Annotated in this window: 17 protein-coding genes and 1 pseudogene; 8 read left to right on the forward strand and 10 right to left on the reverse strand. The window is 61.5% G+C overall.

Going from position 1 to position 21,915, the window contains the following annotated elements; all coding sequences use genetic code 11:
* The first annotated feature begins 345 nt into the window (after positions 1 to 345).
* Entirely contained in the window at positions 346 to 1,464 is a 1,119-nt protein-coding gene (locus V5E97_RS38170) for a hypothetical protein (protein ID WP_406696782.1), read from the forward strand.
* 858 nt (positions 1,465 to 2,322) lie between these two features.
* Entirely contained in the window at positions 2,323 to 2,592 is a 270-nt protein-coding gene (locus V5E97_RS38175) for a hypothetical protein (RefSeq protein WP_406696783.1), read from the forward strand.
* A 314-nt stretch (positions 2,593 to 2,906) separates the two neighbouring features.
* Here the strand turns inward: V5E97_RS38175 and V5E97_RS38180 are convergent, their stop codons facing one another.
* The 9 genes from V5E97_RS38180 to pheA all read right to left on the reverse strand — a co-directional run bounded on the left by V5E97_RS38180 (position 2,907) and on the right by pheA (position 12,122).
* Positions 2,907 to 5,207, reverse strand: a complete 2,301-nt coding sequence (locus tag V5E97_RS38180; RefSeq protein ID WP_406696784.1) for a DNA translocase FtsK — start codon at positions 5,205 to 5,207, stop codon at positions 2,907 to 2,909.
* Positions 5,208 to 5,375: 168 nt separating this feature from the next.
* Positions 5,376 to 5,645, reverse strand: a complete 270-nt coding sequence (locus V5E97_RS38185) for a DNA-directed RNA polymerase subunit omega (RefSeq protein ID WP_406696785.1) — start codon at positions 5,643 to 5,645, stop codon at positions 5,376 to 5,378.
* A 7-nt stretch (positions 5,646 to 5,652) separates the two neighbouring features.
* On the reverse strand, positions 5,653 to 6,237 hold the full coding sequence (gmk, locus tag V5E97_RS38190) for a guanylate kinase (RefSeq protein WP_406696786.1): 585 nt from the start codon (positions 6,235 to 6,237) through the stop codon (positions 5,653 to 5,655).
* Positions 6,238 to 6,345: 108 nt separating this feature from the next.
* Positions 6,346 to 7,212 (reverse strand): YicC/YloC family endoribonuclease, encoded by an 867-nt coding sequence (locus V5E97_RS38195; RefSeq protein ID WP_406696787.1) that lies wholly within the window; start codon positions 7,210 to 7,212, stop codon positions 6,346 to 6,348.
* A 95-nt stretch (positions 7,213 to 7,307) separates the two neighbouring features.
* A complete protein-coding gene (gene secG / locus V5E97_RS38200) occupies positions 7,308 to 7,736 on the reverse strand; it encodes a preprotein translocase subunit SecG (protein ID WP_406696788.1) in 429 nt (142 codons plus the stop codon).
* Between the two features lie 95 nt (positions 7,737 to 7,831).
* Positions 7,832 to 8,614: a triose-phosphate isomerase gene (tpiA, locus tag V5E97_RS38205; protein WP_406696789.1), complete on the reverse strand. Its 783-nt coding sequence runs from the start codon at positions 8,612 to 8,614 to the stop codon at positions 7,832 to 7,834.
* The gene (aroF, locus tag V5E97_RS38210; protein ID WP_406696790.1) at positions 8,614 to 9,651 is read right to left on the reverse strand and encodes a 3-deoxy-7-phosphoheptulonate synthase; all 1,038 of its coding nucleotides are present in this window, start codon (positions 9,649 to 9,651) and stop codon (positions 8,614 to 8,616) included. Before aroF ends, tpiA begins: the two co-directional genes overlap by 1 nt.
* 169 nt (positions 9,652 to 9,820) lie before the next feature.
* Positions 9,821 to 10,798 carry a PEP-CTERM sorting domain-containing protein gene (locus V5E97_RS38215; RefSeq protein WP_406696791.1) on the reverse strand — a complete coding sequence of 326 codons (978 nt, stop codon included), beginning with the start codon at positions 10,796 to 10,798 and terminating at the stop codon, positions 9,821 to 9,823.
* Positions 10,799 to 10,961: 163 nt separating this feature from the next.
* Complete coding sequence (gene pheA, locus V5E97_RS38220; RefSeq protein WP_406696792.1) at positions 10,962 to 12,122, reverse strand: prephenate dehydratase; 1,161 nt, start codon at positions 12,120 to 12,122, stop codon at positions 10,962 to 10,964.
* 556 nt (positions 12,123 to 12,678) lie between these two features.
* On the opposite strand from pheA, the gene dnaK reads away from it, so the two are divergent.
* The 3 genes and pseudogenes from dnaK (at position 12,679) to clpB (ending at position 18,215) form a co-directional block, all read left to right on the forward strand.
* The gene (dnaK, locus tag V5E97_RS38225; RefSeq protein WP_406696793.1) at positions 12,679 to 14,610 is read left to right on the forward strand and encodes a molecular chaperone DnaK; all 1,932 of its coding nucleotides are present in this window, start codon (positions 12,679 to 12,681) and stop codon (positions 14,608 to 14,610) included.
* A gap of 150 nt (positions 14,611 to 14,760) precedes the next feature.
* A complete protein-coding gene (locus V5E97_RS38230; protein WP_406696794.1) occupies positions 14,761 to 15,168 on the forward strand; it encodes a hypothetical protein in 408 nt (135 codons plus the stop codon).
* Positions 15,169 to 15,561: 393 nt separating this feature from the next.
* Positions 15,562 to 18,215: pseudogene (gene clpB, locus V5E97_RS38235) on the forward strand (ATP-dependent chaperone ClpB).
* A gap of 128 nt (positions 18,216 to 18,343) precedes the next feature.
* Here clpB and V5E97_RS38240 read toward each other — a convergent pair.
* Positions 18,344 to 18,811, reverse strand: coding sequence for a hypothetical protein (locus tag V5E97_RS38240; protein ID WP_406696795.1), 468 nt, complete (start codon positions 18,809 to 18,811; stop codon positions 18,344 to 18,346).
* Positions 18,812 to 19,406: 595 nt separating this feature from the next.
* On the opposite strand from V5E97_RS38240, the gene V5E97_RS38245 reads away from it, so the two are divergent.
* The 3 genes from V5E97_RS38245 (at position 19,407) to V5E97_RS38255 (ending at position 21,883) form a co-directional block, all read left to right on the forward strand.
* Positions 19,407 to 20,126 (forward strand): RNA polymerase sigma factor, encoded by a 720-nt coding sequence (locus V5E97_RS38245; RefSeq protein WP_406696796.1) that lies wholly within the window; start codon positions 19,407 to 19,409, stop codon positions 20,124 to 20,126.
* Positions 20,127 to 20,365: 239 nt separating this feature from the next.
* Positions 20,366 to 20,584 carry a hypothetical protein gene (locus V5E97_RS38250; protein WP_406696797.1) on the forward strand — a complete coding sequence of 73 codons (219 nt, stop codon included), beginning with the start codon at positions 20,366 to 20,368 and terminating at the stop codon, positions 20,582 to 20,584.
* A 1,080-nt stretch (positions 20,585 to 21,664) separates the two neighbouring features.
* Positions 21,665 to 21,883, forward strand: coding sequence for a hypothetical protein (locus tag V5E97_RS38255; RefSeq protein ID WP_406696798.1), 219 nt, complete (start codon positions 21,665 to 21,667; stop codon positions 21,881 to 21,883).
* Positions 21,884 to 21,915 lie beyond the last annotated feature (32 nt).

Here is a 21,915-nt window from a genome sequence, read left to right on the forward strand (position 1 = left end):
CGTCTCACTCGCCCGTTTTGCGATTAAACATTCTTAACACACAACGTTCTCTGTCGGCCAAGTGATTTATCAAAGCCCAGTATACCTGTGACTCGCTATTTAACACATTCCCGGATGACCAAGGAGATCGGATGGCCACCAAGCCGTCGGACCTCTGCCGCCATAAAAGAAATTCTGCTGAAACCATTTCCGACTTTCTGCGTGGTCCTTCTTGAAGGCCGAGAGTGGGATGACCTCGATCCGTTCGGAACGAGGCTCCCCCTCCGGTCTGCTAGTCGGCTCGCCAAGCCTTCCGGGCGAGTCGCAGGCCAGACTCTCTCCCCTCAACCCCGTAGGAGAATACCCGTGGGAACGATCCAGGTCGCCTCACTGTCTCGCTCGACCGTCCGAGATCCCGTCGTGCTCCGGTTCGTCGATCAGGTCGTCGAGATCATGAAACTCGAGGTCGAGCAGGCCCTCGGCGCCTTGAAAGATCCAGAAGCAGTGCCCGCCAAGATGGGCCACCTCAAGGTCGGCGCGACCCCTCGGGAATACCCCTCGGTGGGCCTCGTCATCCAGGAGCGTGCGAAGTCGCTCCCCCCCGATCGGCGGAGCGCCTTGATGTCGCGGTTCCGTGAGACGGCCGAAGCGACACCTCGGCCGCTCCCGAGAACCGACTTGAAAGTCAACATCAGGTCCGAAAAGTACATCCTGCATCAGATCGACGCGAAGTCGGCTTTTGCGTTCTTCAACCCGGCCTTTGCTCAGAAGTTCCTCGATTCACTCAACGACGCCCGGGGCGACATCTCGTTCGAACGGCCGACCGCGGCCGGCGGCGCGGTCATCAATACGGGCCTGGCATTTCGCTTGCACGAGGTCAAGTGTCTCGACGAAACCGACCCCGAGCGGGGCGGTAAAGATGAGATCGCCATGGGTGGGACGACCCTGGACGACACGGGGAACGTCACCGAGATCAAGGCATTCTCGGTCGGCAAATTCAACGACAACGACGTCAGCACGTTCGACACCCCGAAGACCCTGGCCACGTTCGCGTTGAAAGGGGAGTTCCCCAAGACCCTGTCGGTATTCCTCGCGCTGGCCGAAAAGGACCTCGGCGGATTCGCCGACTTCTTGGAGAAGCTCTTCGAGGCGATCCAGGCCGAGGTCACGGTGATCTTGACCGCCCTGGGCATCGCCGCGGGAGCGATCATCGGCGGCTCGATCGGTTCAACCGTCGGCACGGCGATCGGAGGCCCGATCGGCTCGATCATCGGCCTCGCGGCAGGCCTGATCCTGGGCGCCCTGATCACGTTCGTCGCCGGCGTGCTCAAGGACGACATCTTCGAACCCCAGATTGCGACGGTAACCCTACCCGACGCCTCGGCGACCTTCGCCGGCAGCCTCATCTCGCCGGTGCTGAGCTTGGTCTATGCCGATTTCGACGGCAAGTATCGCGTGAAGTACAGTTGGGAGATCAGCCGCTGAAGCGGCCCCGGGACAGCTCCTTTTTCCCTTGACTGATCCCATGTAAATCACATTTCTTGAGGCTTTGCAGAGTCCGGCCCACGATTCGAAGAAGGCGTGGGTCCGGAACACCCCATAGCGAGTGGCTGTCGCCAGGATCCGACTTGCAGCCCTTGGGACGACCGGCGAAACTAAAAAAGCGGCTCCTGCGCCCCGTTCTACCCCTGCCAATTCCCACTGTGAACGTCGGTCGAAAAACGTAGCGCGCCGGTCTCCGATCGTCGGTCTCCAGGCGATTCGGGTATTCGACGGAAGCTTCCAACCGCATCAACGAGGTGGCTGCCATTTTCGCCAGGTTCATGGGTAGCGTGTTCGGGACGAGCCGCTGCCGCCAATTCGCCCATGCGTAGCCCCGATGCAGCCCCAGAGCACCACGGGGGGTCAATGCAACGACCATGAGGAGCAGGGCGGCGAACCTTCGAGGCCTCCGCATAAGCCGCCAGAAGCAAAGCGCCAGGGCGACGATTTCGACCAGTGTCAGGGCGAGGGTGAACAGTCGTGGAGCTCTGGACCAGGAGAGTGGACCTCTCGACTTCTCATATTTCGTGGATCAAGTCGAGCTCGGGGACAAGTCCATTTGGAATCGGTGGAGTCATTTTAGCCCGAACGGGAGCACCGTTCCTAGTCAGTCGAGTCAGGCTCGGCGATTCGGTCGACGTCCTCGATTCTGCTTCCATGGGCCGAGCGTTGCAACTGGCCGACCCGAGGACTTGCCAGTTAAGCGTGCTCGCTCCCCCGCAAAGGCAACGGGGAGAAGACTTGCGGTAACCTCGAATCGACCGGTTCACATGCTGGTCGTGCCGACCGGAGGGGCGACTGATGAGGCGGCCTCGGCTCAACATCCAGACGTGGATGATCGTCGTGGCGATCATGGCTGTCGGGTTCGCGATCATCGTTTACGTTTCAAGATGGTCGGATCGCTCGAAGACAATCCTCTACGAACGAATCTCCGGCTATACCTTCCTGACGATTCTCGGGGGGCTTGGCAAGCTCTTTGAGAATTGGTGGGTTGATCGGCGAGCGAGACGCCGCGTCTCCCCTCACGTCCACCCGATGTGGGATTCGTGGAACGACGGTCTTCCCAGGTGAACGACTGGCCCACGGGCTGGGGCCGCCTTGCGGCTCCGACAGCTCAAGTGCAGGACTTGAGGATCAAGGGGGTGGCGTCACTCCGGCGCGAGAATTTCCGCACAGCGAGGACCCTGTCTTACCGCATTGCTGCGGGTCGAGTGAGCATCGTTACGACCGTTCCGCCGTAAAGTTGCGATGGCGACGGGTGCAGGACGAGTCGGCCGGGCCTGTGTCGGACGCCCTCAACCTGCGTGCGACAATACAAATCTCTATCCAACAAGAGAATAGAGAGACAAGAGAATGCTGAATTTCACATTTGGCCACTCGGTCATTTAGACGGAGTTAGCCGACACCTCGCCACCATTCTTGAGCGCTTCCCACTCGTCCCACGAGTAGAGGACCTCACGCGCGGAGCCACTCTTGAATTCGCCGACGATGCCGTCCTCGGCCATGAAGTCGATCAGGCGGGCAGCGCGACCGTAGCCGATGCCGAGGGCACGCTGGAGGAGTGAGCAGGAACCGCGGCCCTCGCGAATGATGATCTCGATGGCCGGTTCGTAGAGCTCGTCCCGCTCCTTCAGGGCCGCGCCTCGCTCTTTCCCACCGGGGCCGCCGCCGACCTGCATCTGCACCAGCTCGCGGCTGTACTCGGCCGGGAATTGCTCGAGGTACTGGCAGACCCGATTGACCTCGGCGTCGGAGACATACGTTCCCTGGGCCCGGACGATGTGCGACGTGCCGGGGAAGAGGAAGAGCATGTCACCGTTGCCGAGCAACTTGTCGGCACCCATCTCATCGAGCACGACCCGCGAGTCGCCGCGGCTCGCGACCTGGAACGCGATTCGCGCGGGCAAGTTGCCTTTGATCAGGCCGGTGATCACGTCGACGGTCGGCTTCTGGGTCGCGACGATCAGGTGCATCCCAACCGCACGAGCCTTCTGCGCCAGGCGGACGATGTGCGACTCCACCTCTTTGGCTGCCGTCATCATCAGGTCCGCCATCTCGTCGGCGATAATCACGATGTACGGCATATAGGTCGGGATCCGCGCCATCTCCTCGTCGTCTTCAGGGCGAAGTCGCGAGTAGATTTCATCGGCACCGAGTTGATTGTATGTCTGGATGTTGCGGACCCCCGCCCGTGCCAGATAGCCGTACCGCTCGTCCATCTTATCGCAGGCCCACGACAAGAGTGACTCGGCCTTCTTCATGTCGGTGACGACCGGGTGCATCAGGTGCGGGATTTTCTTGAACTGCGAGAGTTCGACCATCTTGGGGTCGATCAGGATCAGCTTGACCTCGTCCGGGCGCTTGGTCATGAGGATCGAGAGGATCATCGCATTGAGACAGACCGATTTTCCGGTTCCGGTTCGTCCTGCGATCAACAGGTGGGGCATATCGGCCAGGTCGAAGGCGAGCGGAGCCCCCTTGACGTCTTTGCCCAGGAAGAGGGGGATTTTGAGCTTATCGTTCCGGTTATGGATCTCCGTGACGACTTCGCCGAGCTTGACCATCGCCCGCAGTTCATTAGGCACCTCGATCCCGACGGTGGTCTTGCCCGGGATCGGCGCCACGATGCGGACACTAGGCACCGCCATCGCGATCGCCAGGTCATCGGCCAGGCTGATAATCCGCGAGACCCGCAGACCCGCTTCCAACTCGATCTCGAACTGGGTGATCACCGGGCCGGTATCGATCTGGACGACCCGTACTTTGTAGCCGAAGTCGAGCAAGGTCCGCTCGACCAGCAGCGCCCGCGCATTGATCTTCGCCTCGTGTTCGTGGATCGGGTACGAGGGGAGCGGTTCCAGAAGTTCAAGCGGGGGGAGTTGGTACTCGCCACCGCTCGGCGCGGTCGGAATCGGCGTGGAGAGACTCGCGACGGCCGGCTTGGTCACGTTCGGCTGGTTGAGACCGCGGGCGGCCGCATCAGGAATCACTTCCTCAGGCGAGGACGGGCGAGTGAGCGCCGCTCGCGAGGCGATCGGCGCCACTCGCGTCGTGGTGTCCATCAGCGCGAAGTTCCCCGGCATCAGCATCGCCGGGTTGGCGACGGGAACCGGTTCGGGCTCGGCCGCCTGCTTCCGCCTGGTCTTGAGCCCGAGGACGCGAACGATCTCTTGAAACGGCCAGACGAACAGCGGCTCAGCACAAAGTGAGAGCCCGACCAGGCCCGACGCCGCGAGAATGAGGAGCATCCCGAGCAGGCCGAACTGCCCCTCGAAGAAGGCGACCGCCAGCGCACCGAGGTAGCCCCCACTCCCCACCAGGGGACGAGGATCCAGCTCTCTCCCATACTTATGTACGAACGCCGCCGTGACTGCCGTCAACAGGGCGAAACCCGCCAACGGTCCGACTTTCTCGGTAACCGGGCGGCGGGCGAACCAGAGAAGGTCGAGCGCCGCCAGCCCGACGACGACCAGCATTGAGGTCCAGCCGACCGACGTGAACAGGAGGTGCGCCAGGGCAGCCCCGACTGGCCCGCACGGGTTGGCGGGCGACGTCCGGACCGGCTCGGTCGAGTGACCAGGGGGATCGGACGGGTCGTAGTGAGCCAGGCTCAACGCCAGAAAGATGATCGCCAGCAGAAAGGCCGACGCAGGGCCATTGCGCGTCAGTTGCTGTCGATCGAGCATGAAGGTTCCTCGGCGCGCCTGAAGTTCAACGGAGTCCGGGTATGACCTGCCCCGCGCGCCGTCGCGCGGGGAACCAAGCCCCGGACCCGTCTACTTCAGATCGGCAACGACGAGCGAACAGCTTTCACAATCCCTCCCAAGGAACCGCCGATGACGAGGCTGGCGTGACTATTCTGACGGTTGGGTAAGATCGACCGTACCGCCCTCTTCGGCCTCTTCGGTCGGCTCGGTGTTCTGAAGGTTGCCCGACATATCAAGGTAGATTTTATCTTGCATGATTTCTTGAATCACGACGGCCATCTTGTCCGCGCCTCGCGCATCGACCAAGGGACGAGCCCCCTGATTGAGCGCGATCATCCGCTTCTGGATCAGCGTCGACAGTTTGAACCGGCCGCCAACCTTGTTGACGATGTGTTCTTCCTTCAGTTCTTCGAGCATCGGGGGATCAACCTCCACAGCCATGTTGGACAAGCAGGGCGACCAGGTCGTTGACGGCCTGATCGAGTTCGCTATTCATCAATGGAAAATCGTAGCGGTGGACTTGTTCGAGTTCCCACCGTGCATTGGCCAGGCGGCGAAGGATCGTCTCTTCGCTGTCGGTGGCACGATCCCGCAACCGTGATTCGAGGATCGAGAAGCTCGGAACATTGACGAAAATGAGCAGAGCCGACGGCACGCGTTCCTTGACAAGCAAGGCGCCCTGGACGTCGATCTCGAGAATCACGCACTCCCCAAGTGCCAGCAGCTCTCGCACCGGCCCCACGGGCGTGCCGTAAAAATTCCCGTGGACCTCGGCCCACTCCAGGAACTGACCGCGCTCCCGCAGTTCTTCGAAGGCGGGTCGTGAGAGGAAAAAATAGTCCCGACCATCTTCTTCGCCAGGCCGGGGTGCGCGCGTCGTGGCTGAGACCGAAAGCCGCGTTCTCGCTTCCGGACGCTGCATCGCCAGGCGAACCAGGGTGCTCTTGCCGGAGCCCGAAGCCCCGGAGATGACAATCAACCGGCCGGGCAAATTCTCCCAATCATCCATCTCGATTTCCGGAAAAGGCCCCAATATCAACACACAAAAGACTTCAAAATTGATTTATCATCCAGGGAATCGAGTGGTGACTCAATCGATTCTTCGGAGAACACTTCCTCATTCTATGTTCTGAATCAACTCGCGGATCTTTTCCAGGAGACCCTTGATCTCCACGACGCATCGGCTGATCTCCACGTCGTTGGCCTTGGAGCCGATCGTGTTGGTCTCTCGCCCCATCTCCTGAACGACGAATTCCAGCTTTCGGCCCGCGCTTTCGGGCTCGTGAATCACGTCGATGTACTGGGCAAGGTGAGCGCGAAGCCGGACAATCTCCTCGGCGATGTCGGCTCGCTCCGAGAGAATCGCGATCTCGCGGATCAAGTCCTTGGGTTCGATCGTGACGCCTTGCCCTTCGACAAGGCTCTGGACTCGCTCGATGAGCCGCTTCTGATAGGCCGCGACGACCTCGGGGCCTTTCGCGACGATCTGGTCGAGGTGGGTCGCCACGGTTTTCCCGAGCACCAGCAGCTCGTTGGCCATGGCGTTGCCTTCTTCGGCACGCGCCTGCTGGAGCTTCGCCAGCGCCTGAGAAATCACGCCCGAGAGCGCAGGCCAGTCTTGGTGCGGGTCATCGGTGGCGGCCTTCCGCTCCTCGACCACGCCGGGCAAGACCAAGAGCGAACTCAGCGGAGTCGGCGACGTCGCATTGCCTTGCAAGGCGTCGAGCTGATCGCGGTAGCTGGTGAGAGCCACGACATTCAGTCGGTAGTCCTCAACCCGGCGAGGACGATCGATCCGCAAGACGACCTGGACCGTCCCGCGGCGGATCGTCTCGCGCACCAGCCGTTCGAGATCCGGCTCCAGGGCGCCATAGGGATCACTGATCTTGGCACTCAACTTGAGATGGCGGTTATTGACCGTCCGGATCTCGACGCTGACCGTCCAGCGCTCCTCTTGAAGCCTGGCCTCTCCGAATCCGGTCATGCTCAGGAGCACTTCGACCTCATAGCGTGTACATGGAATAGATGAATGAAGGCGCGCGATCGAAACGAACGAAGGGGCATGCCCCTTCGTCCCGCTTACTTGGCCGGGGGAATCGGCGCGGGGACCGCGGGGACTTCGATCGGCTGCGGAGAGGGAACCGACCCGCTCGGGCTCGCCGGCACGTCGATCTTGGGGCTAGTTGCTTTCGTCGACTTGGTGCCGGTGGTCGGGGCGGCTCCCTTGGTGACCTTCGTGGTCCCGGAATCGTTGCCCCAGGCGGAGTCACCACCTCGGTTGGAGATGATCACCATCAGCATGCACAGGACGATCCAGAAGGTGGCGACGCTCATCGTGACCTTGGTGAAGACGTCACCGGCCTTGGTGCCGAAGGCGCTCGAGCCTCCCATGCCACCGAACGCACCCGCCAGGCCTCCCCCTTTGCCGCGCTGGATGAGAACCAGGCAGATCAGGAAGAGCGACGCAAGGATCAACAGCGAATCCAGAATGCCGATCAGGATATTCACGGCGAGAGTCCTTCCGCGAGGAGGGTGTTTAAAAATAAAGGAAGCGTCGTCCCGATCGGTGGGGACGACGCGCGGCGATTCCAGAAGGCTCTGGTTCAGGCCTGGCCCTTCGCGGCGACAACCTGAGCCGCTCGGATGATGCCCAGGAAGTCCGCCTCTTTGAGGCTAGCACCGCCGACGAGGGCTCCGTCGATATCGGGGCAGGCGAGCAATTCAGCCGCGTTGTCGGGCTTGACGCTCCCCCCATACTGGACAACGATCCGCGCCGCGGTCGCTTCGCCGAACAGCTTCGTGAGCCAGTCGCGAATGAACTCGTGGACCGCTTGGGCTTGAGCCGGAGTCGCGGTCAAACCGGTGCCGATCGCCCAGACGGGCTCGTAGGCCAGGACGACCCCCACCATCTTCTCGGCCGAGATCCCCGCGAGGGAACCGGTCAACTGGCCGGCGACCACGTCTTCGGTCTGGCCCCCTTCACGCTCTTGCTGGGTTTCGCCGATGCAGACGATCGGGATCAGGCCGACGGCCAGAGCGGTGTGGAGCTTGGCGTTGACCTGGGCGTCGGTTTCCCCCATCCCATGCCGGCGCTCGCTGTGACCGAGGATGACGTGCGTGCACCCTGCGTCGTTGAGCATCGCCCCTGAAATCTCGCCGGTATAGGCTCCGTCGGGCTTCCAGTGCATGTTCTGGGCCCCCAAGCCGATCGGCGAGTTGGCCAGGGCCGCATCCACCTGATCGAGAAAGAGCGCCGGCGGGCAGACCGCCACGCGGACGTCGGCCGCGGGGCCGACGCCATGCTTGATCGCCTCGGCCAGCGCGACGGCTTCCTTCGCCGTCGCCGGGTTCATCTTCCAGTTGCCCGCGATAAACAGGGGACGCATCAGACAGTCACTCCCTCACAAGCGTCGATCGATTTGCCCAGGAGTTGGGCAAGCTGCCGCAATTCCTCCATGAGCTGGGCATACTGAACAGGCAACAACGCCTGCGGCCCGTCCGAGAGCGCTTTCTCGGGGCAGGAATGGACCTCGATATGGATCCCGTCGCTGCCGGCGGCCACGCCCGCTCGGGCCATCGCGGGAATCAGGTCGGGCCGCCCCGTCGCGTGGCTCGGATCCACGATGATCGGCAAGTGGCTCAGGCCCTTGACGTTCGGCACGATCGACAGGTCGAGCGTGTTGCGGGTCGACTCCTCGAACGTCCGCACCCCGCGCTCACAGAGAATCACACGGCGGTTCCCCTGCGCCAGCACGTACTCGGCCGACATCAGTAGATCCTTCACCGTCGCGCTCATCCCACGCTTCAGCAAGACGGGAATCCGGGTCTTGCCGACTTCCTTCAGCAGGTCGAAGTTTTGCATGTTCCGGGCACCGATCTGGAACATGTCGGTGTAGCGCTCGACCAGCTCGATCTGCCGCGGATCCATGACCTCGGTGACAACCGGCATGCCGAACCGCTCGCCCGTGGCCTTGAGCATTTTGAGGCCGTCTTCGCCAAGCCCCTGGAAGCTGTACGGGGAGGTTCTCGGCTTGAACGCGCCGCCGCGGAGCACGTTGGCCCCCGCATCGCGGACCTTCTCGGCGATCTCCAGCAGAAGCGGTTCGCTCTCGATGGCGCAAGGGCCGGCGATCATCATCAGGTGGCCACCGCCCACCTTGATCCCCTTGATGTCGAAGACCGAGTCCTCGCCGTGAAATTCGCGGCTGGCCAGCTTGTAGGGCTTGAGGATCGGAACGACCTGCTCGACCCCCGCGATCGCCTGGAGCGGCTCGGCCTGCAACTTGTCTTCGTCACCGATTACGCCGATGATGGTCCGTGCGACCCCCTGGCTCAGGTGCGGGGTAAAGCCCAGGGCTTCGATCCGCTCGATAACGTGGTCGATAACCTCCTGGGTCGCATGCGGCTTCAGAACGATGATCATGAGGGTCCTCAGGCTCCCGGCCGGGTCGGCCGTGTTCCTCCCGACGCTGGGGGTCGACCTACTGTCGGTTGGGTGAACCCAAGAGTTTAACGATCGGCAAACGTGGAGGGAAGCGGAAACCGGGCGGGGCATGCGATTTATCGTCGCGACAGGCCGGATTTGCCGCCGATCAGAACGACCGGCGGTGGCCAATTCTCCGCCGCGCGGCGAGCCCGACGGTCACAAGGCCGAAGAGGGCCAGGACGCTCGGTTCGGGAACCGTCTGAGGTGTATCCAGCACGATATTGAACGGAGGGGGCGTCGACGTGTCGTTGGTCCCGACGGCCGCGGCCGCCAGACTATCGGCGTCCACGGAGATGGTCGGGGTCAGCAGAAAGGCGTGCATCACGTCCAAGGAGTCGAGTCCGAAGGCCCCGATCTGGCCGAGCGCGTTGATATCCGTGGCTCTCGTCATGGTATAACCCAAGGTGGGATCAATCAGGCGATTGAGATCAACCAAGGGTCCGTTGTTGAACGAGGTAAAGGCACGCCCCACCGGGCCGCTCCCTTTGGCGAGTTCCCCAACGAGTTGCCCGGAGTCGTTGATCGCGTAAGCCGCGCTACCGACCTCAGCCTGGCCGAGGCCCTTGATCCCTTCTTCTGGGGTGTACAGGAAGGCCTGGGCGCTCCCCGCTGACCCTGATCCTGACATGCCCACCACCTGGCCCTTCTCGTTCACCCCGAGGGCCTGGCTCCAGGTCCGGTCAGGCAGGTTTCCCGTGGCCGTGGCATGCCCATCGATCTCGGCGAAACCGGCCCAGGCGCGTTCCTTATCAAAGCCCCAGCCCGCCGCGTTTTTCCCCGCGCGGTCGGCTGCCACGGCGTCGACACCATACGCCCCCGGATTCAATGAGTCCGGAAGGGGCCCCTCATAATCGCCGGGCCGCTCCCAGGTCTCAATCGAGACTTTTCCCGACGGATCGAGCGTAACCCGCCGCTGGGTAATCACGTCCATCGCACTGTCGCCCGGGGTGAGCAAACTATCGCTGCTGACCCCCATGTCGGTGACGGTGTAGATCGGCTCGGCTACCGCGGCCGAGACCGCCAGCAACACGGCGGCCACGGCGGAGAATCCACAACGAGTCAACCCTGCAAGTCGAACGCTCATAGGTGGGTCCTTCCATGGAGTGCAGAGTCCAGTGATCGTCACTGGCATGCCGACATTGCTTCCTGAGCTCAAACCGGCCTCATTAAGCACCGGTCGCTCTCGTTCGTCAAGATCGATCTTTATCAATGGAACAGTTGGGTGCACTCAACCGTTCCATGCTCAATCAACTCTCGATACACTCACTGCGGGGGTAGGAGCCGAGAATATCGAGTCGTTCGCACTTCTTCCGGACCAGGTCGAGGGTTTTTTTGATCGGCTCGTCGTCGGCATGGCCGTCGATGTCGAGAAAGAAGAGATAGGTGGGATCGCGGTCGCTCGGCCCGTCGGAGTTCGGGAACGATTCGATCCAGGTCATGTTGATGCCACTCTTTTTGAAGAGTGAGATCGCCTCGACCAGCGCTCCGGGCTGATTTGGCACCCGCAGCATGAGTGTGGTCTTGTCGCGACCGGTCCGATCCTCCGAGCGCTCCGAGATGACGGCGAACCGGGTGATGTTGTGGAGCTGGTCCTCGATGTTGGCGGCCAGCACATTGAGTCCGTACGACGCTCCCGCCGCCTGGCTGGCGATGGCCGCCGAGAACTCTTCGCGCTGGGCGTGCTCCGCGGCGGCGGCCGTCGAGACGACATCGATCAGGCGTGCTTCCGGAAGATTCTTGCCGATCCAGTGCCGGCACTGCGAGAGCGCCTGCGACTTCGAGTAGATCCGCTGCACCTGGCCCCACTCCCCCCGGCTCAGCAGGCAATGGTGCACCCGCAGGCGAATCTCGGCCCGGATCTTCAGGCCGGGGAGCCGCACGAACATGTCGAGGGTGTCAGCGATCCGGCCGTCGGTCGAGTTCTCCAGCGGCACAATTCCAAATTGGACGTGCCGACGGTTCACCTCTTCGAAGACGGCGGCGATCGAGCCGACCGGCACATGCTCGACCGCTTCGCCAAACTTGGCCACCGCGGCGAGATGGCTGTAGCTGTATTTGGGTCCCAGGCAGGCGATTCGCATGGTCCGCTGCAACGAGCGCGATCCGCTCATCAGCTCGCGAAAGATGAGCCGAAGGGTTTCCGCGGGCAAGGGGCCGCGGCTGGTGGCCAGGGCCCGCGCGATCACTTCGTCTTCGCGGGCCGCGGACCAGACTTCCAGGCCCTGCTTCTGCTTCACCTGGCCAATCTGTAACGCGATCTCCGCTCGATGGTTGAGGAGCGTGATCAGCTCTTTGTCGATGCGATCGATCTCGCTCCGGAAGCTCGCCAAGGTCGGCGCGCGTTTCGTATCGGCGGGAGACGACGCGGGCGAGGACTTGGGGCGGTCGGACGAGGGCTTACGGGGCATCGGTCCACTCGGGGCATGAGACCGGTTTTCGCGGTCCGTGGAAAATCGGACGCAACCTTGGCCGTCACAAGTGGATACATAAAATTTCAGACGCTGTCAAGCCATTTCTCGCGACAACCGGGATCCGCCCGGTTTCCCTGGCCCTCGAAATCCGTTACAGTACGACGGTTGACCTGTCGGCCTTTTTGGGAAAACGCAGCCCAATTTTGATGTTTCTGCCAAAGCGGCAGGGTGCTTCGCGATGGCGCACAACACTCCCTGTCGTTTTGGCAGTCCGCGTGGCGACACACTTTTCCAAGCGATCATTCATTGCCGACGTAAGTCTTTGAAAACTCTCGTGAAACAGTGCATCAATTATTGACGTCGGCCCAGATGGCACTGGCCTTGCATAATTGCTATTCTGTGTCGCGAGGCGGCGAAGAATCAGACTGAGTGAGACCGAGAGGTGCTTACCACCCCTTGGCCATTCCCTCGAGTGGGCGATCGCACTGAGTTCTCGTGGGTCCAGTGGCCCGCAACTTCGCCACCGCTCAATCTTGGGAGAAGGAGACTGGTCGTGGCTGAAGGCGAAAAGATTATTGGAATCGACCTCGGGACAACCAATAGTGTCGTTGCGGTCATGGAGGGGGGCGATGTCACGGTCATCGCCAACCAGGAGGGGAGTCGCCTGACGCCATCCGTCGTTGCCTTCACCCCCAAAGGTGAAACGCTGGTGGGCGAACCCGCCAAACGACAGGCAGTCACCAATCCGACCGGAACCATCTACTCGATTAAGCGGTTCATGGGCCGGCGCCACGACGAGGTTCGGGGCGAAGAGAAGATGGTCCCTTACCCGGTCGTCGGCGGCTCCAGCGACTACGTGAAGGTCCACGTCGGTGGCAAGGACTACACCCCACCCGAGATCTCCGCGCTAGTGCTTCGTAAGTTGAAGGAAGCGGCCGAGAGCTATCTCGGTCACAAGGTCCGCAAGGCGGTCATCACCGTCCCCGCCTACTTCAACGATAGCCAGCGGCAGGCCACCAAGGACGCCGGCCAGATCGCCGGCCTCGAGGTCGCTCGAATCATCAACGAGCCGACCGCCGCCGCGCTGGCGTACGGGCTCGACCGGAAGGCGAACGAGAAGATCGCCGTCTTCGACCTGGGCGGCGGCACCTTCGACAACTCGATCCTCGACGTGGGTGACGGCGTCTTCGAGGTCCTCTCGACCAACGGCGACACGCACCTCGGCGGCGACGACTGGGACCAGGCGCTGATCAACTACATCGCCGACGAGTTCCAGAAAGAGCAGGGGGTCGATCTCCGCAAGGACCAGATGGCGCTCCAGCGTCTGAAGGAAGCGGCCGAAAAGGCCAAGAAGGATCTCTCCTTCCAGACGCAGGCCGACATCAACTTGCCGTTCATCAGCGCCGACCAGAACGGCCCCAAGCACTTGACCCTGACCCTCAATCGCAGCCAGTTCGAGAAGCTGACCGACAGCCTTTTCGACCGCTGCAAGGCCCCTGTCTTGAAGGCGCTCGACGACGCCAAGCTCAAGGCGGCCGAGATCGACGAGGTCGTCCTGGTCGGCGGATCGACCCGGATGCCTCGTGTCCAGCAGATCGTCAAGGAGATCTTCGGCAAGGAACCCCACAAGGGCGTGAACCCCGACGAGGTCGTCGCCATCGGCGCGGCGATTCAAGGCGCGGTCCTGACCGGCGACGTCAAGGACTTGCTCCTGCTCGACGTCACCCCGCTCTCCCTGGGCCTGGAGACCAAGGGAGGCGTGTTCACCAAGCTCGTCGAGCGGAACACCACGATCCCGACCGAAAAGAAGGAATCGTTCACCACCGCCGAAGACAACCAGAACGCGGTCACGATCAAGGTCTACCAGGGGGAACGGCCGATGGCGGCCGACAATCGCCTGCTCGGCGAATTCAACCTGGATGGCATTCCCCCCGCCCGGATGGGAACGCCTCAGATCGAGGTCACCTTCAACCTCGACGCCAACGGCATCTTGAATGTCACGGCGCGTGACAAGGGGACCGGCAAGGAACAGACGATCAAGATCGAGTCGTCCGGTGGTCTCTCGAAAGATGAGATCGAACGGATGCAACGCGACGCGGATTCGCACGCGGCCGACGACAAGCAGAAACGCGATCTCGCCGAAGCGCGGAACAACGCCGATCAGCGCACCTATCAACTCGAGAAGTTGATGGATGAGAATAAGGACAAGCTCTCCGACTCCGATAAGTCGGCGGTCCGGACCGCGATCGAGCGGCTCAACGCGGTCAAGAAGGAAAATGACGTCGCCGCGATCAATCAGGCGATTGAAGATCTGCAACGCGCCAGCCAGGCGATGGCAGAACATCTCTACGCCGCCAACGCCACCGGCGCTCCAGGCGGTCCCACGGCCGACGGAACGTCCGCCGCGGGTGGATCCGCCACCAATGACGGCCCGGGCGAAAAAGCCGATGACGTCATTGATGTCGAGTTTGAAGAGAAGAAGTAACCGTCCAGGCCGCAACTCTGGGGGGTGGGGACCATCCCCACCCCCCTCGTCGTTTTGTACAATCAAAAAAAAGGTGCCCCGCGGAGCCGGGCCGTTGTCTCCAAGACGCCCCCTACTTCCGAGGCGTCTTGTCTCCGAGGAGTCGACGCAATGTCTCTCGACGATGCAAGGACGGTCTACCCGATCCTGGTGCGCATAGCCCAAGACCTTGCCCAAGCCGCCCGTGATCGGCGAACCGCCGTCTGGATCTCCTACGACGACTTCTGCCAGCGCTGCAAAGACGTTGGCGTCAAGGAAACCCCTCGGACAATCGCGACCAAGCTGCTCAAGCCGCTTCAGACGGTCTGCCTCGAGAACAATCTTCCCGACCTGAGTGCCCTGGTCATTCAAAAGCCCAAGGCCCGAAGCGATTTCGGGAACCTCCTGCGTCCCGCCGATGGTTGGTGGGAGGCCTACGTCACGCGTGGAGAGACCACGGTCGGCGATGTCCCGTTCTGGTTCAAGCAGTACCAAGCGGCCCGCGACTATCCCGAGTGGCCCGAATCGCCTTTCTTCTAAGCGCAGTCGACCCAAGGCAGGGCCTCGCCGACGACGGAGTGTGGCCTCGTCTCGTCTTGCCGAATCGTGGTAAGCCAAGTTGACCGTATTCCAAATCACGGTCAAACTGGCTCGCCCGGAACGCTCCGAGCCCAACATCTTCCCCGGCGAGGCCCTCCCTCTCTCCCCCCAAAGAGGGGCCTTTCGTCTTCATTTCTCAACCGGTGGCGACGCGATCGAGAGTCCGAATCTGGATTCAATTTCGATCGTAGCCCCTTGCGCCGACCGAACGGCTGCGATAAGATGCGACTGATTTGAACCACCGGGCAAGTCTTTTGCGTATCAATATGCGTAACGCCTCTCAAGTTGAGATCAGGTTCTCTGATTTGCCGGCAATCGCCGCGAGGTCGTGACATGGCATTTCGATTCGAGAAGCTGACGCTGAAGAGCCAGGAAGCGGTCCAGCGGGCCCAAGAATTGGCCAAGGAACGCAGCCATCAACGGCTCGAACCCATGCACCTGCTTGCGGCCCTGCTCGACCCCGATCAGACCGTGATTCGGTCGCTGTTGACCGAGCTCGGCGTGAACCCTGGGCAGCTGTTGAAAGCGACTGAAGAAGGGCTGAACAGCCTGCCCAAAGTCAGCGGGGGAGAAACCACCCTCGGTCAGGACCTGAGCCGCGTCTTCGACGTGGCTCAGGACGAAGCCGACCGCATGAAGGATGAGTTTGTCTCGGTGGAGCATCTCCTCCTGGGCTTGATCAAGGTCAAGGGCAAGTCCCAGTCCCTACTCGAGGCGATCGGGATCACCGAGAAGGATGTTCTCCAGGCGCTACAGAAAGTAAGAGGGGGCCAGAGAGTGACCGACCAAAACCCGGACGACAAGTATCAGGCACTCGAGAAATACGGGCGTGACCTGGTGGAGCTGGCACGCAAGGGGAAGATGGACCCGGTCATCGGCCGCGACGCCGAGATCCGCCGCGTGGTTCAGGTCTTGAGCCGTCGAACCAAGAACAACCCGGTCCTCATTGGCGAGCCAGGCGTCGGCAAGACGGCGATTGTCGAGGGCCTGGCGCAGCGGATTATCTCGGGTGACGTCCCCGAGAGTCTCAAGGAGCGCAAGGTCATCGCGCTCGATATGGGGGCGTTGGTCGCCGGAACCAAGTTCCGCGGTGAATTCGAGGAACGGCTCAAAGCGATCCTCAAGGATGTGTCGGAATCCGAAGGGCGGATCATCCTGTTCATCGACGAGTTGCATCTGGTCGTCGGGGCCGGCAAGGCAGACGGCGCCATGGATGCCGCCAACCTGCTCAAGCCCGCCCTGGCCAGGGGAGAGCTGCGCTGCATTGGCGCGACCACGCTGGACGAGTACCGCAAACACATCGAGAAAGACCCCGCTCTCGAGCGTCGGTTCCAGCCCGTCTTCGTCCCCGAACCCTCAGTCGAGGATACGATCGCCATCCTTCGCGGATTGAAGGAGCGATACGAGATCCACCACGGGGTCAAAATCAAGGACTCAGCCCTCGTCGCCGCCGCCAAGCTTTCCTCGCGGTACATCACCGATCGATTCCTGCCCGATAAGGCCATCGACCTCGTCGATGAGGCCTCGAGCCGCCTGGCGATGGAACTCGGATCGGTCCCGACCGAAATCGATATCATTCAACGCCGATTGCTCCAGCTCGAGCTGGCCCAGCGAATGCTCGCCACGGAAGAGGAAGAACACGCCCTCGAACGTTTGGCCGAAGTGGAAGCCGAGATCGAACGGCTCAAGAAGCAGGAGCAGGACCTTCGCGCCCAGTGGGAGATGGAGAAGTCGGGCCTCGGCGACGTCCAGAAGGTCCGCGAACGACTCGTCCACGTGCAGACCGACTACCAGCGGATCTGGGATGAGATTCGCCTGATGCAACAGCGCGGCGAGCGGCCCGAAGAGAAGAAATACCAGGAGCTGGCCGCCCTCGACACGGAACGAAAGTCTTTGGAAAACAAGATCGCCCAGAGCGAGGCGATTGGCGACAACCAGCCCAAGGACACCAAGCGACTTCTCAAGCGTGAAGTGGACGCCGAGGAAATCGCCGAAGTCGTCTCTCAGTGGACCGGGATCCCGGTCTCGAAAATGCTCACCACCGAACGAGAGAAATTGGTCCACCTGGAGGATCAAATTCACCTCCGGATGGTGAATCAGGATGCCGCCGTGAAAGCCGTCGCCGACGCCGTGCGACGGAGCAGGGCGGGACTCCAGGATCCGCACCGGCCGATCGGCTCCTTCCTCTTTCTCGGTCCGACGGGCGTCGGCAAGACGGAGCTGGCGAAGGCATTGGCCGAATTCCTCTTCGATAGTGAGACCGCCATGGTCCGGATCGACATGAGCGAGTTCGGCGAACGGCACAACGTCTCCCGGCTCATCGGCGCACCTCCGGCTACGTCGGCTACGAGGAGGGGGGCGTGCTGACCGAAGCCGTGCGACGCCGGCCCTATTCCGTGATCTTGCTCGATGAGATCGAGAAGGCGCACCGCGACGTCTTCAACGTGCTCCTGCAAGTGCTTGATGACGGGCGACTGACCGACGGCCAGGGTCGCACGGTCGACTTCCGGAACACCGTGATCATCATGACGTCGAACCTCGGGAGCCAGGAGATCGCCCGGCTCGCCGAAAGCGGCGACGAGGCGCGGATGCGACGCGCGGTCATGGACGTCCTCAAGGCCCAGTTCCTGCCGGAGTTCCTCAACCGGATCGACGAGTCGATTATCTTCCATCCGCTGGGGATGAAAGAACTGGTGAAAATCGTCGACATTCAATTCCGACGGCTCCAGAAGCAACTCGTCGAGGCCGGCCTGACCGTCCGGGTCAGCGAGAAGGCCGAGCAGCAAGTCGCCGACGAAGGCTTCGACCCGGCCTACGGGGCGCGTCCCTTGAAGCGAGTTCTCCAGCAGCGGATCGCCAACCCGCTGGCCAGTTGGCTGCTCCGCAATCCGGCGAAGACCGGAACCACGATCGACATCGACTGGGACGGGAACGAGTTCACGTTCACTCCCGTCGAGTCCGACGCGAATGCGGCGGCCGCCCCTTGATCCTTGACGCATCAACCCCCGCTCGATCCTTTCGGCTCGAGCGGGGGTTTTCTGTTCGTGGACCATCGCGCCCGTAAACGCCACGAAATCATGTCAGATGCGGGGAGGGAAGTGTCTTCGCTCGCCTGCTACGGCCTGGATTCGGCCGTCTCGGACGAGGCCTTGGCTCCGCCACTCAAGGGGGCCTTACTCGTTGCCTTCGCTGTTGTGGCTGTTGCCGTGACCGGCTTCCTTTTCTTCGACTTCCGTGAAACGAGACTCGTCACCGAGCTCACGGGCGCGACCGGCCGTAGGTCGGCTTTGCCTTTCTTGTCCTTGGTCTTGTTCTTGGCCTCTCTCTTCATCTGTTGCAGAAACTGCTGCTGTTGCTTCAGTACCCGCTGCTGCTGCGTCATCAGCATCTTCTCCTCCATGAGCTGCTGATAGACGAACGGGTTGCCCCCCGACATCTTGTACTCGGGTGAGTTCATCTTCATCGATCCGAACGGAGTGTTGATCGTCCCGCCCGCTCGCCCGTAGCCCCTCGCTACCGCAAGCGACGGATCGAACGCAAGCTGTGCCAGCACCACCAGGAGACAGAAGCGTCGAATCCCCATCGACCCCTCCCCACAAAAATCCCCTTGCCGTCGAGCTGAACCGATTGAAGCATCCAGAAGTCCCGGCAAGATTGATGGGCGCATCCACGATTATATCGATTGCTTCCTCCCGCGACGACTCAAGCTGTGAGGAGATCAAGTGGATTTTCCCAGCCTCGTTGGGATGGTACTGGAACCAGCTTTCCTAGATTCTCCCCCGTCGGCCAGGTCGGGGACAATGGCTCCATGTGCCTGGGAGGGCTTCGACTTGCGGCCGCCAAGCTCTACCGAGAGTTGCATTAGCAAAGCTTTTTACAACAATAAATACATTAACTCTTTTCGATTGACCAGCGGCCAGAATCCGAATTTCCCCGTAGGGTGGGCACGGTCCACCATCCCTATCTCCTTGTCAAAACAGAGGATAAGTTGGTTAGTGAAAGTTCGCCTTATGTCTTCTCGTTTCTATCCGTCGCCTGACGAGGCCGGTTCAGATTGGCGAGTTGAAACCTCCTTCGTTGACCTCGGGTATGGATATTGTCACGAATGTGATTAGCCGGGGCGACGCTTGCGGGAGCTAGTCCATTCCACTCCACTCCTCCCTTCGGAGTCCGGTGACATGGCCTTCGATACGAGTCTCAACCCCCATGCCGGGTCGTTCCCCCTAACCACTTGGGGGCTGGTTGCCAACGCCAAGGACCCCGACTCTCCGCTGGCACGACGGGCACTCGCCGAACTCTGCGAGGCGTACTGGTACCCACTGTATGCCTACATGCGAAGGTCCGGCGAAACCCCGGAGCGTGCCGAGGATCTCATCCAGGGATTCTTTGCCCATATCCTCGCCCGGGACTTCTTCAAGGACGTCGAGCCCTCCAAGGGCAAATTTCGCTCGTTCCTTCTCAGTTCGCTGTCGAACTTCGTGAACAACCACCGAGACTGGGAGAAACGGACCAAGCGGGGTGGCAAGGTCCGCCACATCCCGCTCGACTACCGCGACGCCGAGGGACGCTACGTGAACGAGGTGACGCACGGGGCAACTCCCGAGCGGTTGTACGAACGCCGCTGGGCCTTGACCGTGCTCAACCGCGTCCTCGAGGAACTCGAGCGAGAGTTGGTCGTCGCCTCCAAGGGCCCACTCTTTGAAAAACTGAAGTCATCGCTCACGGCTGGGAGCAAAATGGGCGGCTATTCCGAGATCGGTGAGCAACTGGGCATGTCCGAGAAGGCGGTCAAGCAAGAGGCCTATCGGATCAGGAAGCGGTACCGGGAATTGGTCCGCGAAGAGATCGGAAGGACCGTCGCCGACCCGAAACTCGTCGATCAGGAAATCGCCGACTAATTTCATTCACTCAACTCTTAACAATGAGGCGACCAGGGTCCTTGAGGACCGAGGACGACCATTGCACTCCCGGAACGGGACGAATGACACACAGGAAAATATTACAAACGTCCGAGGTATCGGCTCCGTCACGGGCGAACGTCGGGCCGGACGGGCGCGAATACGCCCGAGGGGAGCGTGAGGGCCGGACTGCAGAGTACGCCCTCGGCCTCGGCTTGGAAGGAGGCCAGGGCTTTTGCATGAGCCGCCGACAGAGTCAGATTACCATGCAGCCACCCGATAGCCCGATCGAAGTCGGCGCGGGCCAGGTTGGAGTCAACCAGGCGGCGTGGAGACATTGCCAAGAACAGCAGGTCAAACGCGTCGAACCGGTCCTTCCCGGCAACGAGGCTTCGTCTGAGGACTGGGATGGACTCGGCATGGCTTACCCGCGATGGAGGGCAATTCCGAGCGGTTGAGGAGAGGGCGACTTGTCTGGTTCCCACTCCAGGGCACGCCAGGGCAGTGCCACGGCGAGCGGTGGGTCGCGGCGGAGTTTCGGGCCAAGAATCAGCACCGGGTGCGTTGGTTGCCGGGGTGGGTGAGTTGTTCCGTCATGCCGATTGCGCGAGCTTCGACTTCTGCGACTCTCCTAATATCGGCGATTGACTCGTCGAGTTGGCCTGCGGCGAGCCTCACGACCCGAGGAAGTGGAGATCGCTAGGAGCGGCTCGGAATGCCGAGTCGAAGTCAGAGATGGCCTCACGATATCGCCAAAGCTGAGCAGCGCGTGGCCACGTTGATGTCGTATCCCTCCGTCATCAGGGTGCTTCGCGAGCCATCAAGTATAATTCGCAATCATATTCGCAATCAACTCGTCTTTGAAAAGGTCGGGCGGTCGAGTGTACCGAGATCAATCGTGACTCGAAGCGGAGCCTCGGCGGGCTCGGTCCCTGAGAGTGTCTAAATGACACTGTATGACAAGCGTTTCGCCCGCACTTCGTCCTCGCTTGACGAAGACAGGGAGCTGACGTTTCCCGCTCGCCTTTCAGGCGAGCGAGTGCTGACCTCTGGGCTGATTTCGCTCGCCTGAAAGGCGAGCAGGGGGCGTCAGCTCACTGGGGCCACAGCCGCCCCGCCCGCCCTACCGGTTATTGTTGGACGCCCTGAGCGTGTCAGTGGCGGGACCTTCCAGTCCAGCTCAATCTCCTTCAACTGAGCACGGAACCTCGCAACGGCACACGGGAAATCCGCAAATGCCGAGTCCGTCATGACTCGTAAATCGCTTGCCCAGCCGCAGTTTCGAGCATGGCAACGGGCTTTTCGGGTGACACGCAGGTGAATGCGATCGCGATTTTCACTGAGCGATGATTTCACCCGGCCACCACGAGGGAGTCCACGGAGCACGAGAGTCCCTCCCTGGCATGGAGGCTGGCCGTCTTTCGCGCACACGATACTCCGACTCATTGTTCGGTGAAACGAATCGCCCGTGTCCTCGTGACCTTTCCCTACCTTTGCTTTTCTCTTTGGAGAAAGACAAGTTCAAGGAGGTCGATGCAATGACACTGTCTAATGAGTGCCCAACGTGCAAGACGACTATGCCGGACGATGCGCCGAAGGGCCTTTGCCCTTCATGCCTGCTGCGGTGGGCCCTCGAGACTCTCGCCGGTAAGCAGAGTGACAACTTCACCCACCGCGAGAGCGGCCGTTCCTCCGCGATCGAGCCGGTCGACAACGAGTCAGGCGTGGGAGGATGCGACGGCGCATGCCTTGATTGAGGAACTGGTACCCAATGGCGCCCAACGGGAAA

The organism is Singulisphaera photorubra (assembly GCF_045290345.1).
Classification (GTDB): domain Bacteria; phylum Planctomycetota; class Planctomycetia; order Isosphaerales; family Isosphaeraceae; genus Singulisphaera.